Source organism: Pseudarthrobacter sp. Hb11, assembly GCF_059383655.1.
The window spans coordinates 97,207-110,854 of the sequence record NZ_JBWZCM010000005.1 but is presented as its reverse complement, the minus strand read 5'-3'; the positions used below and the strand labels follow the sequence as shown (position 1 = coordinate 110,854).

Annotated in this window: 6 protein-coding genes; 2 read left to right on the top strand and 4 right to left on the bottom strand. The window is 67.3% G+C overall.

Annotated features, from left to right (window positions below; translation table 11 throughout):
- Nucleotides 1-13 precede the first annotated feature (13 nt).
- Nucleotides 14-2,296 carry a gluconokinase, GntK/IdnK-type gene (locus AC50X7_RS10150; protein ID WP_494978966.1) on the top strand — a complete coding sequence of 761 codons (2,283 nt, stop codon included), beginning with the start codon at nt 14-16 and terminating at the stop codon, nt 2,294-2,296.
- 108 nt (nt 2,297-2,404) lie between these two features.
- Here AC50X7_RS10150 and AC50X7_RS10145 read toward each other — a convergent pair whose 3' ends face one another.
- The 4 genes from AC50X7_RS10145 to AC50X7_RS10130 form a co-directional block, all read right to left on the bottom strand.
- Nucleotides 2,405-4,390: a serine/threonine-protein kinase gene (locus AC50X7_RS10145; protein WP_494978884.1), complete on the bottom strand. Its 1,986-nt coding sequence runs from the start codon at nt 4,388-4,390 to the stop codon at nt 2,405-2,407.
- Nucleotides 4,391-4,477: 87 nt separating this feature from the next.
- Nucleotides 4,478-8,797 (bottom strand): type VII secretion EssC family protein, encoded by a 4,320-nt coding sequence (locus tag AC50X7_RS10140; protein ID WP_494978883.1) that lies wholly within the window; start codon nt 8,795-8,797, stop codon nt 4,478-4,480.
- A gap of 61 nt (nt 8,798-8,858) precedes the next feature.
- A complete protein-coding gene (locus tag AC50X7_RS10135; RefSeq protein ID WP_494978882.1) occupies nt 8,859-10,202 on the bottom strand; it encodes an ABC transporter substrate-binding protein in 1,344 nt (447 codons plus the stop codon).
- The gene (locus tag AC50X7_RS10130; protein ID WP_494978881.1) at nt 10,199-13,063 is read right to left on the bottom strand and encodes a hypothetical protein; all 2,865 of its coding nucleotides are present in this window, start codon (nt 13,061-13,063) and stop codon (nt 10,199-10,201) included. Before AC50X7_RS10130 ends, AC50X7_RS10135 begins: the two co-directional genes overlap by 4 nt.
- A gap of 224 nt (nt 13,064-13,287) precedes the next feature.
- On the opposite strand from AC50X7_RS10130, the gene AC50X7_RS10125 reads away from it, so the two are divergent.
- Nucleotides 13,288-13,569, top strand: a complete 282-nt coding sequence (locus AC50X7_RS10125) for a hypothetical protein (RefSeq protein WP_003803594.1) — start codon at nt 13,288-13,290, stop codon at nt 13,567-13,569.
- Nucleotides 13,570-13,648 lie beyond the last annotated feature (79 nt).

Here is a 13,648-nt window from a genome sequence, read left to right as displayed (position 1 = left end):
CCTCGTCATCGTGATGGGAGTCTCCGGCTGTGGCAAGACCACCATCGGTGACCTCGTCGCCCGGCAACTCGGCGTCCCCTTCCTCGACGGCGACTCCCTCCACCCCGTGGAGAACGTCGCCAAGATGGCAGCCGGCACACCACTGACGGACGAGGACCGCTGGCCCTGGCTCGCAACCGTGGGCACCGAGCTGGCTAACGCCGGCGACGGCGGCATAGTCCTTGCCTGCTCCGCGCTGCGCCGCAGCTACCGGGACGCCATCCGGCAGCAGGCACCGGACACCGTCTTCCTGCACCTGCACGGCAGCAAAGAGGTGCTGACGGCCCGGACTGAAGGGCGTTCCGGCCACTTCATGCCGCCGGCGCTGCTCGAGTCCCAGCTGGCCACGCTGGAACCGCTCGCGGCGGACGAAGCCGGCGTCGTGGTGGACATCGCCGCGCCGGTCCAGCAGGTGGTGCGGGAGGCACTCGCCGGAATTGCCGCCATCGGGCTTTCCTCCGCGTCTCTTTCTGCAGCCCGTGGCACCAAGGGCGCTGAGGGCACCCTGGCGGGTCAGTTCGACGTCGACCTTCAGGCCGCGCCGTTCAACCTCGACGACGACGCCGTCGCCTGGGTGGAATCCACCCTGGCCGGCATGAGCCTCGAGGAGAAGATCGGCCAGCTGTTCATCAACCACAACAACGACTACTCCCCTGAGTACCTCGATGGGGTGCTGGAGAACTTCCACGTGGGTGGCATGCGGTACCGGCCCGGCCCGTCCGCTGCAGTGCAGGAGCACATCCGCTACGCGCAGTCCAAGACCCGCATCCCGTTGCTGGTGGCCTCCAACCCGGAAATGGGGGGAGCCGGAAGCTGCGACGACGGAACGTTTGTGTCAACGCACCTGCAGGCCGGCTCACACCCGGACAAGGCCATCGCCCGGCAGATGGGGCAGGTGGCCGGGGTGGAAACCGCGGCGCTCGGATGCAACTGGGCGTTCGCTCCGATCGTGGACATCCACTACAACTGGCGGAACACCGTCATTTCCACCCGGGCCTTCGGCAACACCCCGGAGGTGGTGGTGGAGCGCGCAAAGGAGTACTTCGACGGGATCAGCGAGTCACCCACTGTCTGCGCCATGAAGCACTTTCCCGGGGACGGCGTGGACGAGCGTGACCAGCACGTTGTCACCTCCTACAACACCTTCAGCTACGAGGAATGGAACCGGACGTACGGGCACGTGTACCGCGAAATGATCGGGCACGGCGTGCAGTCCATCATGGTGGGGCACATCGGCGCGCCGGAACTGTCCCGGCACTTCCGGCCCGGCCTGGCGGACAAGGACATCCTGCCCGCAACGCTCGCGCCCGAACTGCTCCAGGACCTGCTCCGCAGCGAGCTCGGCTTCAACGGACTGATCCTGACGGACGCCTCGCTGATGGTGGGCCTCACGCAGGCCATGAAGCGCAAGGACCTGGTGCCAGCCACCATCGCCGCCGGCTGCGACATGTTCCTGTTCTTCCGGAACCCGGCGGAGGACTTCGGGTACATGCTGGATGGCTACAAGTCCGGCGTCATCACCGAACAGCGGCTGCAGGATGCACTGCGCCGGATCCTGGGTCTCAAGGCGTCCTTGGGCCTGCACCGGAAGCCTGCGGACCAGCTGGTGCCGCCGGCTGAAGCGCTGGCCGTCATCGGCAGTGAGGCGCACCGTGCCATCGCGGCGGAGATCGCGCACAAGACCGTCACGCTGGTCAAGGACACTGCGAACAACCTGCCCATCACGCCGGAGACGCATCCGCGAATCCGTTTGTATGGGATTTCGGGCGGCGCTGACTTCACCCGGGCTGACCCGCTGGCCTACCTGGACACGGTCAAGGAAGAGCTGGAAGCGGCCGGTTTCGAGGTGCACATTTTCAGGACGGCGGAGCAGCGGGAGGCCGCGGGCGAGACCGGCATGAACTTCATGCGGGTCCTGTCCGAGGAAGCTGTAGGCGATTACGCGGACAGGTACGACGCCGCGTTGGTGTTCGCCAACGTCAAGGGTTTCGCCCAGGAGGCCGCCATCCGGATCAAGTGGTCCTCACCGATGGCCGCGGAAATCCCGTGGTACGCCACCGAGGTGCCCACGGTGTTTGTCTCGCTCAACCAGCCCAACCACCTGATTGACGTGCCCATGGTCAAGACGGCGATCCACGCGCACGCCGGTTCCCGGGAGGCCATCCGGGCCACGATCGCCAAAATCCAGGGCAAGTCCGAATTCCAGGGCACGTTCAACGACAACGTGTTCTGCGATTCCTTCGACACCCGGCTTTAGGAGCCGCCCAGGGGAATCGTGGACCTGCCGGGCGGGGCGTGGCGGCCGGGACTTCCTGCCGCCGTGCCTTGCCTTGGGCTCGTCGAGAAGCGATTGGTTTCTGACGGTTCACTCGCCCGAGTTCTCCCGCGAGGTGATGCCGAAGGCTGGGGACTGCAGCTCGGTGAAGTTTCCCACGCTGGCGCGCACGGTGCACTGTGGCGTAATTTGCAGGGCCGTCACGGTAAGTCCGGAACTGTCCACGGCCAGCGCCCCGCCGCACCCATCCGAGAACCGTAACCCTTTCTCACCGCCGGTCACTGCCGTGAGCATCTGTGAGGGTTTGCCGGAGGCGGGACTCACGTAAAGCGGATTCAGCTCATCAACGCCGCTGGCCCACACCGGCACCAGGGTGATCTTCAGGGGACTCGGCGTCACCACACGCGCGGGAGTTCGTATCTCCACCCCCTTCAGGCGCTGGACGGGGTAAGACGTACTTTTGACTGCTGCGTCCTGGGTAGCGGCAGCCGTGGCCTCCGACCCGGCCCGCAGCCAGCCGTCCAGTGCCCTCTGGTCTGAGGGCGCCACCGGCACCTCGGCCGTCACCTGGACGGACCCTCCAGCCGGGATCTGCATCCCCGGGAGCTTCCACCCGCAATCGACGTCAAGACCGGTAATGGAAGCCTGGTTGCGGCTTACCGACGTCCCCTCCCATGTGACGGCCGGGCAAGCGTCCCCCTCGGACAAGCCCGGGATCACTTCAAGGAACTCGCCGGACAACGGCGCCTTTTGCGCGGCATACGCGACCGTCAGGCGGACCTGGCCGGACGACGGGTCATAGGAGGCGCCCCGCGAGATCGTGAGGCCAGTGGGAAGCGGTGTGTCCTGCAACTGCGAGGACAGTTGGGAGCCGGCGCCACCGGGCGACGCCTGCTGGCTGGGTGGAGCAAGGACAACGAACCCCACGACCATGGCAATAAGGAGAAGCGCCGCGGTGCCGGCCAGCAGCAGTGCTTTGCGCGTGCGCCAGAACGGTGTGGCGTCCATCTCCTCGGGCCGGGCGTCCGCCTTCGCGCGCACGTCCCGGCGCGGGAGCGGACGCGCAATGGTTGCGCTGCCGGCCTCACCAAGGTTGGGAACCTCCACGTCCTCGTCCCCCGGCGGGGCGGACGCCAGGGCTGCGAGGTCAGAATCAGTAAACGCAGCCCCGCGGACCACTGTGGCGGTGCGTTCGACGTCGTCGAAGTCCTCCGGAGCCTCCTCCCGCGGAAGCGGTGCGCTGCCGCCAACGCGGGGAACGAGGCGTCGGAGGGTCGATGCTGCATCAGGGGCCGCCGGGCGTCGGGCCGGGTCTTTGGACAGCAGGACATCGAGAATGTTCCATACCGCATCGTCCACAGCAATCCTCGGCGGGCGGGAGGAAACATGGCGGTAGGCGACGCTGAAGTCCGTCCCCGGTCCGGCGAAAGGTGTCCGCCCCGCAAGCAGTTCGTAGAGCAGGACTCCTGCGGAATACACATCGCCCTCCGGACCGGACCTGCCCTGGCTGATGAGCTCCGGAGGCATGTATTGCGGGGTGCCGATGAGGCCGGTTGTCTGGCGTATTCTCTCGCCCACCACGTCGGAAATGCCGAAGTCGGAGACCCGGACGTCGCCTGGGCCGCACTCTGGCCAGGGGCGGGCGAGGAGCACATTGTCCGGCTTGATGTCGCGATGCGTGACGCCCCGCGAGTGGGCGAAAGCGAGCGCATCGAACACTTCGGCGGCGAGGCTGAGCGCGTCCGCGGGACGCAGCGGGCCCGCCTCCTTCACTGCGTCACGCAGTGAGCCGCCTGCAACGTAGTCCATAACGATGGCCAGCCGCGGACCCTCCACCACCATGTCCCGCACCGTGACGATGCGCGGGTCCTGCAACCCCAGCAGCACGGAACGTTCCCGGACGAACCGTTCAACGAGCGAGGGATCGTCGGCGTGTTCCGGGCGCAGGACCTTCGCGGCCAATGTCCGGCCATCGGCCGCCGTCACGGTCCACACTTCGCCGACGGCGCCGGAACCCACCCGCTCGCCGAAGCGGTAGGACGCGCCGAGCGCCTGGCCAGTTTGTGCGAATTGCATACCGTTCTCTCCAACGCAGTTGATCTGGTCTTTCACGGCCGCCCCCGCCGCCCACCTACTCTAGGCGCCCCCTCCGGCCGCCGGGGATCAGCTCTCGGCGCTGACCGACTGGATCAGCGCCATTTGTCCGCCCACCCCGATGTAGCCGCGGCCGGTGGTCATCGCCACGGGTGCCTTGCGCGGGAGGACGACGCCGAGCAACTCACCGTCGTAATTTACGTCCGGTTGAAGCAGCACGCCCAGGCGCGACTTGCGGATCGTCTTGGTCCAGTGACTGTACAGCCCGCGCAGGTCCGCGGCACGCCCCGCCGCAATGACGCACAGCCCCGGCTGCCCGGATGCCACCACCCCCGCAATCGATTGATCGGCGTCCTCGAAGCGCTCGGCGTCGTCGATCAGCAGGAACACCGTAGCGCGCTCCAGCCGCAGGGAGGCCAGCAGGGCCGGCACGTCGTCTGCGCCGACTGCCACGCGGTCGAGACCCGCGAGAGCCAGGGGCGAGCGGCGGTCGCAGATGCCCCATACCTGGGCCGGTCCCTGGGCAGTGGGCGCGCCGCGCAGGGCGGCGGCCAGGGCCAGCAGCAGTGTCGACTTCCCCGAACGGGCCGGCCCGGCGACCAGCGCGTGCTCACCCTCGTAAACTTCCAGGAACGCCGGGGAGAGGTCCGCCTCCTGCATGCCAACGGGGATAAGCCAGGGCTCTGCCTCCAGTCGGGGTTCCACGCCCAGGTCCAGCATGGTGACGTCGGAAGGCAGGCGCCGGATCGCAGCGGTCTTTCCCGGAACATGTGCCCAGCTCTGCCGCACCCGGTCCACCGCTGCCTCCAACCCGATACTGGGCGTGGCCACGTGCATCTGGAGCGAGGTGCGCGGATCCACGCAGCGTCCCGGAAGCGCGGCGGGAATTGCCTTGCCCCGGACGCCGAGCGAGGAATAGTCGTAGTTGTCGGCCAGCCGGAAAAGCCACCGCTGCAGCGTCACCTCATTCATGGCTGACGGCACAGCCTTGGCGCGTGTGGTGGAAACGGCGAAGGACAGGCCCAGAGCCGGGCCGTCAGCGTAGGCGCGGTACAGGAGGGCCAGCAGTTGCTGCCCTTCGAAGTCCTGGAACTCGTCCCGCAGGGAGGCAAGGCCGTCCAGCAGCACCACGGCGTGGCGGTGCTTGCCCGGCGCGGCGCGGCGGCTCTCCAGTTCGGTATGCAGGTGGCGCAGGAAGCGGGCCTGCTGTTCCTTTGCGCCGGCACCGGTCCCCACGTAGGCGACCGTGTGGGGCAGGCGTTCCAGCGCCTCAAGCTCGCGCGAGCCCAGGTCGAGGATCATCAGGTCCAGCTCGGCCGGATCGGCATCCCTCGCCAGGGTCAAGGCAATCGAGGCCAACGTGGTGCTCGTTCCTGAGCCTGCCACGCCCATAAGCATCAGGTTTCCCGCGGACATATCCCATCCTGCGGCGGACTGGCGCTGCAGATCGGGTTCATCCACGAGGGTCACAATGACGGAGGAACCCCGGACGCCGCCCACCACCGGCAGGGGCAGTGCTGCAGGATCGGCGGCAGCATGGACCCGAGGCCCGGGGTAACCGCTGTCCTGGGCCGGAAGGAAACCCTCCAGCTCCACCCGTTCGCCCAGGGCCTCTGGCCAAACCTGACGGGGAGCGGCGTACCCCTCCTCGTTGTTGGCGGCCACCACCGCGTCGATGAGGAGGTCCAGGTCGTTGTCATCCACAGCCTCAGGCCGCGGCGCAGCCACCGCGGGGGCGGGGACGCCGAACTGGATAATATCCCGCACCTCGACGGCGGCACCCCCACCCGCCTGCGCCTGTCCGGTCACCAGGGCAGTCTGCACGGGCGTGATGTCGTCCTGGCCCAGTTTCACAAAGGCCCGGCCCATCTGGGCCCTGCCAATCGCCGATGCGGCAGGCACGCCGATGACGTTGTTGGAGTCCTCCCGGCTTTGCACACGGAGCGCCACCCGAAGGTTCGTGTTCGCGAGGATGTCGTCACTGACGACGCCCGCCGGCCGCTGCGTCGCCAGGATCATGTGCACCCCCAGCGTCCGGCCCACTGCGCCTACGCTCACCAGGGCCTTGAGGACGTCCGGGAAATCCTTTGCCAGCATGGCAAACTCGTCGATCACAAGCAGCAGCCGGGGCATGGGCTCGGCCGGGTTTGTCGCCAAATAGGCGTTCAGGTTGTCGATGCCTTCGCCGGCTCCTGCAAAAACCCGCTGGCGGCGCTCCATCTCTGCCTCCAGGGCGCGGAGGGCGCGATCGGCAAGTTGCTCGTCCAGGTTGGATATCGTGCCGATGGTGTGCGGAAGACGTTCGCACGCCTTGAACGCCGCCCCACCTTTGAAGTCAACGAGGATGAAATTCAGGCGGGTGGGGTCGTTGCGCGCAGCGAGGCCGGCAACGAGCGAGCGGAGGAACTCGGACTTGCCGGAACCCGTTGTGCCGCCGACGAGGCCGTGTGGGCCGTCTTTGACCAGGTCCAGGGTCAGCGACCCGTTTTCCCCTGTGCCGATAGGTGTGGAAACCCCCGTGGGGGACTGCCACAGGCGGCGGATGGTGGTTGAGTCAGGGCGTTCGTAGCCAAGGAGTTCGGGCAACCGTACGAGAGAGGGCAGCGAGGCGCCGGGGACGTTCAGCTCCGGATCATCGAAGCGCGCCAGGCGGAGGGCGCAGCGCAGGGCCTCGTCCTCATCAAGGCCCGCCAGGATGACATCCTCCACACGGGTCAGGTCCTGCGGCTGGTCCACCGTGGCCGCGGAATCCGCCCCCACCCTGATGATGGTGGTGCAGGAAGCGGGCAGCTGCTCTTCGGAGGCAGCGAGGACGATGCCTGCCACCCGTGCCGGGCGCTGCTGCGGGTTCAGATGGACCCCGGGCAAAGTGCGGCCCATCCCAAGCAACGCGCGCGCCGGGGCATCCCTGCCCTCGGTGAGCACTTCGGAGTCAAGGACCACCAGAAGTGCCGGAGTGGGCAGTTCCTGGACGGTGTCCTTGAGTGTGCGCAGCATGGCGAGGCTCGTCTCGCGGTGCGCGGACATCCATCGCTGGCCCGTGCTGCTGCCGGCTTGGCGCGTGTGCGGAAGCCACGAAGCCCACTCCCACTCGTCGGCGCGGCCCGCGTCGCAGAAAATCCCGATCGTCAGGTCCGCCGGGCCAACGTGCACCGCTGCCTGGGCAACAAGGGATCGCGCGAGGGCCAAGGCTCCCTCCCGGGGGCCCACCATTCCCACCACACCAGCATCAGTGAGGTCCACCAGCACGGGCGCAGCCTGCAGGCGCGCGGCCGCGAGGGAGTCCTTCACCTTTTCATCCAGCCGTGATCCTGCTGTGCGGTCCACCTCCGGCTTCCAGGGGACGTCGCCTGTGCCGGCATGCAGGGCAAGGAAGTCGTCCGCGTCGGCGCGGCGCTGCCACAGGGAAGTAGCGGGGAGGGCCGGACGGCGCAATACCGTGGCTGGGTCGGGAATCATCTGATGCCGCCGGGCGGTTTCCGCCTCGCCGGCCGTGCGCATTTGCTGTTCAAATTGCTCGAGCGCTGAGGCGAAGCGCTCGTCCTCTTCCTTGACGCCCCGAACATGGCGCCGCTTTTGTTCAAACCACATGCCCACGGCCATCACCGGGCTGAGCATGGCGAACATCGCGAAGCGCATATCTCCGAGGATCAACACCATGGCCACGGCCATAACGAGGGGCGCCAGCACAGTGATGTAGCTGAACTTGTTGGCCGGCGGAACCTCCTTGCGGCTTGGCGGGACCAATGGGTCGCCTGCCAGGGCCCGGCCGGGACGGGGCGGCCGGTTAAAGGGCGCAGTTGCCGCCGGTGTCAGATTGTGCAGGCTGCCCGGGGCCGGGGCCGGCGTCTCATCCAGTGACGGGCGCAGGAGGAGCACGGTGCCGCCCGCCGTGATGGTGGCCGTTTCGGTGACCAGGATTCCGTCTTCCGCCACCATTTCGCCGTTGACGAGGGTGCCGTTCGTAGATCCGCCATCCAGCACCCGCACCCCGTCTTCCTCCCGGCGCAGGCGGCAATGGTCCCAGGACGCGCTCTCCGTGGGAAGGCTGAGATCGGCGTGGGGCGACCGGCCGATGAGCATCTCGCGTCCCCGCGGGACCTCAACGACGGTTCCGGCGCGATGGCCGCCGGCGAGCGTCACGCTCCAGCCCTGTACGCGGTGCGGCGTTTGCCACGGCGCCCGCGAGATGCGGCTGCCTTCCAATAGGACCAGCTCCGAGACAGGGGTTGAACCCCGTACCTCGGCCTCGTTCACGAACACCACCTCTTCGGACGCAAGGCTGGGCCCGCCGGCGGCCACTACTAAGTCCGTCAGCGTGGTGGCCGGCGCCGCGCGCGCCACCTCGCATTCAAGGCGGCTCCCGTCCAGGTCGATCAGCACACGCACCGAGGCGCTCCTTCATGGTGGAATGGCCCGGCCCCTCAGAGGACGGGCCGGGACGGGATGGTCAGGGGCCGGCCGGCGGCGCCGGCACCCAAACGAGCCGCGGAGCGTTCTCGTCCGCCGGGCGGAGGCCCAAGTCCTGGGATGAAGCATAGACCGGTACTGCCGCGGCCTTGAGTGCTGCAGAGCGGGAGAAGTCCAGGGCGGGCCCTGCGATTCCCTCGCCTGGGCCAAACGACATGGTGCCCAGCGCCGTCCCGACCCTGGCGGGGTCGCCGGTTCCGGCCAGCGCCGACGCCCTCACAAGGGCGACGACGGCGTCGTGGCTGCCTGTGTCCGCTGCCCAGGCGTCAGCCGAGAAGGGAGCGTCGCCCGTCAGATTGGTGATCTCGGAATTGCTGGACGCCAGGCGGACGGCGGACAGGAAAGCGGACATTCCGCGCCCCTGGGCGTCCTGCTGGAGCGCAGCGGCATCGCCGCCTGTGGGGGAATAGCTGACCAGCTGGCCGGAAGCGGTGCCGTCGACTTCGGCGAGAGTGGACGTGAAAGCGGGGGCGGTTGCCCCGTTCGGCAGGACCAGGGGGACAGTCACATTGCGGGACTGCAGGGCTTGGACCAGCCGGGCCAGCCGCTGCGGGGTGGCGGCCGAGACGATCACGGCGTCGGCCGCTTCGGCGACCGTTGTGGACGCGGCGCCTGCGGGAGCGTCTTCGGCAGGCGGGCGCAGCTGGTCTCCCGTTTGGATTGCGGCTTCCTGGGCCAGGCCCATTACGTCTTCGAACGCTTCGCGGGTAAGCGTTTGCGAGATCTGCACCGATGGGGTTTGGCCGCCGTCGTTGACGAGCAGCACCCGTTTCTTGCCCTCCAGCGTGGTTCGAAGGGCGTCCTCGACGGATGCCCGCGCCGGCCACATGGTCCAGGTGGCCGGCGCGGGCTCCGCCGGTTCGGCGTAGGGCAGGATCGCCGGGAGGCCCAGCTCTCCTGCGGTCTTGGCTGCGGCCCGGGCTTGCGGTCCCGTGCTCGCCACGATGACAGCGGACGCTCCCCGTTCGGCCAGCGCTTGGACGGCGGCCCGGGCACCTTCCTCCGTACCACGGTCGTTTTGGGCCGAAAGGGCGACGGTAATGCCGCCCTTTGCGAAGCGTTCTGCGGCAACGACAGCACCCTGCGCCGCCCGGTTGTATTCGGAGCCGGGCTCGCCGGACTGGCCAAACGTCAGGACGACGCCGATGGAGAAGTCCTTCGGCACGCCGTCAGCGGACAATGCCACGGGAACTGTGGCGGCCACGGGGTCGGGCCGGGGGGCCGCCGTGGGGCGAATCAACGTCATCGCCAGGGCGACCGCAGCCGCGACGACTACAGCGGCCCCCGCGGTGATCAGGATGAAGAGCCTGCTGCGGGGGATCATGCACGGCCGCCGATTTTCAAGGTGTACAGGGTCTGCGACGTCGCACCGGCCGGGACTTCGAGATGGAATGGCGGCAGTTCTGCGGCCGCGGCAAGTGAAGCCTTGAACTGTGCCTGGCGCAGCAGCAGCCCGGCCACATCACGGGAGCGGATGTTCGCATACCCTTCAGCGTTCTGCGAGGCCAGGGCCAACTGGTAGTCGGCAGTGTCAGCCTTGGCGGCGCTTGTGGCCATGGAGCCGAGCAACCCGGATCCGTTCACAGCGCGGTCGCCCAGGTCGAGCATCACTTTGCCAAGGCTTGAGGACAGCAGGGCGTTGGCGCCCTCGACGTCACGGGTTGAGCCGGAAGTGCTCGACGCGATGCCCGCCAGCGAGGACTGGGTGCTCTTGGCCAAGGACGCGGCAAGGACGTCGCTCTCCCCGAGCAGTTCGTCACGCTGCTTGTCCACTGTGCCCCCGGCATCGTTCACCACTTCGTTAGACGTGGCCTTCAACCCGGAGATGGACCGGTTGAAGGCCGTAATGACTGCCTCGGAGCCCGCGTCGCCGAGCTCGGCGACCTGGCGCACTTGGTCGTCCACGGTCTTGTAGACTTCAGCGGCGGTTTCAGCTGAGACTTCCCGGAGGGACTGCTTGACCTTGTCGCCCAGCCCGTCCTGCTGCTCCTTCAGCTTTACGAGCGTCGAGCCGACACTGCCGGAGGAGTCGATCGCATGGCCGAGCTTGGCGTGCAAGGCTTCAAGACCGCGCCTGGTGCTGCTGACGCCGCCCGTTGCGGCGCCGTCGAGCTCTTTCGCGGCTTTGCTGATATCTGCCAGCCTGGCGTCGACGTCGTCGATCGTGGTCCCGAGGGTGGTGAACGCCTGGCCGATCGCCTCATCCGGGGCGGTGGTATCAGTGGCCGCCAGGACCGCGTCCCAGGCGCCAGACTGAGCCTCCAGCCGGGCATCCAGGGGGTCCTTGAATCCCATCGGCGGGTTCAGCTCCTGCGCAGGGTTTCCGCTTTCATCCGTGGGCTCGCACGGAGCGGACGTCAGGTAGGAGCGCAACTGCTCGGCCTGCTTGGCGGACAGTTGGCCTTCGCGGGGGACGTCGCCGTCGGCGATCCTGCACAGCTCATCGGCGAGCCTCTGGGTTTGCTGGGTCATTGAGCCGTTCAGCAGCGAGCCGTCACCCAGCTCGCCCCGGGCGTTCTTCGCAGCCTTCTCGACGTCGAGCAGCTTCTGCCGGAGGCCGTCGATGCTGCTGCGGGCCAAAGCGGCCGCGTCCCGGGTTGCGGCGACGGAGGCCCGGGCGGACTTGATCGCTTCGTCCACGTTTGCGAGGGCGGTCTTGTAATCCTCGGTGGTCCCGGCGCCGTCGAGGACCGCGGCGAAATCTGCGCGCAGTGTCTCCATCGTGGCGGCGGAGGCCTCGTGGTCCTTGATGGCGCCCTCGACCATCTGTGGCTGCAGACCCGCCACGAGCTCGTCGCCCTTCTCCACCAGGCCCAGCAACGCGCCGGTTACTGTCACGGCGGAGCCGTAAAGGGAGCAGGTCATGGACCCCTGCTCCGCGCACTCCTCGGCGGTGGGGTTCTCAGGGCCCATGGTGGCCTCAATGGCGCCCGCCACGATGTCCCGGCAGCCCGCGCTCACTTTCGCGTAGGCGTCGAGCTGCGATGCCATGGTCAGGACGCTGGAGTAGACGGTGGCAGATGTTGCCGACTTGGGAACCTCGGCGGCACAGCCCTCGCCGTTGATGGGGACTGCAGGGGGCACAGCCGAGGTGTCGCCGAGCATCGAGTTGACGGCGGAGACGGTCTGTTTGAGCTGGGACGCAGTGGTGGACTGTGTTGTCGTCGTTGCGGACTCCAGGTCGGCACCGAGCGCCCTTAGCTGTTCCTTCAGGCCGGACATGGTCGCGGCCAGCGCCTGGGAGTTGTCGCGCAATTCCCCTGCGGTCTTGACGCCCAGGGTCTGGGAGGTCGCCTGGAGGTTCCGTCGAACCTCGGTGATGGTGGATCCAGCCTTGGTCAGCACGGTGTTGACGTCAGAGACCAGCGAGATGGTGCGGCGCTGCAGCTCCATCTCGGAGCCTGCACCGGAAGAGAAGGCACTGGCGATGACACCGTTGGCGCTGAGGTCGGTGTTGAGGCCGGGCTGGACCGCCACGTCGAAGTCGGGTACTTGGAAGTCCTCCACGTCGGCGACGAGACGAAGTGTGGTACTGGCGCCTGAACGCGGCGGAGCCAGCACTGTGGCCCATTGAACGACAGTGGCGCCGTCTTCCGAGTTACTTAGGACGCCGTTCGTACCCGATGCGCCGTCGGCGGCGCCCGGGGTGACGTCGTCTGCCCTTACGCCGGCGAGTTTGGTGGATGCCGCGATGGTCAGGGGTGCACCGACGAGAGCGGTGTCAGCGCGGCTTTGGCCGGCGGCGTCGTACTCGATAACGCGGGGCCCGACTGTGAGGTTTTCAAGGGTCAGCCTGATTTCGACCGGCCCGGTGTGGCCTTCAAGCTCGGCGAGGTCGGCGCCCGACTTGTCCCCGGCCCGGTACTGCAGGCTCACCCGCACGGGCAGTTCCCCGACAACCTCTGCCACGTCGTACTTTGTTTCCTCGGCAGAGGATTCGCCGGCCGCGGATACCGAGATGGTGGTGCCTTCGACAGTCTCGACTCCGGCGGCGGGGGACAGGCCCACACGCACGCTTTGGAGGAGCTTCACGGGGTTTGATACCGGCTCCGGCTGGGGAGTCGGGGTGCACGACGTCGTCGCTATCAGCCCGAGGGCTAGAAGGAAGCCGCCCAGCGCCCGTCCCGGGGTGACAAGGCGCCCCGTGGCGTGCTGGTAGGTATAAGTTCGTTTGGGCAAGATCATCCCTCTTCCGTTCACAGTGCCTTCAGCATGATACGGGGTTGCCCTCGCGAATGGACTAATCCCTTACGCGAAGATCATGCGCGTAACGCAGTTGTAAGACGAACGCCATATTTATTTCTCTTTTTGTTGGATTTATTCGGCTGTGTTGGTAGCGTCAGGTTCGTCTGATCGCCGGGGTAAGGTGTTCGGCGGTAATTACGTTTGTCTTTGGGGAGGAATTTTCTATGTCGCGTGTGTTGTCTACTGAGCAAGCGAAGGCTGCGATCGGTCAGGTGCAGTCGATCATCAACGGTGGGTTCACGGACCAGATCTCGGCGCTGGATGCGCAGGGGCGGGTCTTGTCCGATCCGAATGTTTGGGATGGTCCTTTGGCTGCCCAGTTCCGTGGTTCGACGTGGCCGGAGACGAAGGCTGCATTGGATAAGGCCAAGGAAGAGTTGGAGCAGCTGCGGGGCCAGTTGCAGAAGATCTCGCAGGACATTTTCTCCGCCGGTGGCGGCGCCTAGCCTGTCTTTGCTGGCGTGAAGGCCGGGTGACCGCGCCGCTCGGGGGAGCGGCCGGTTGCCTGGCCGTTGCCTTGTTTTA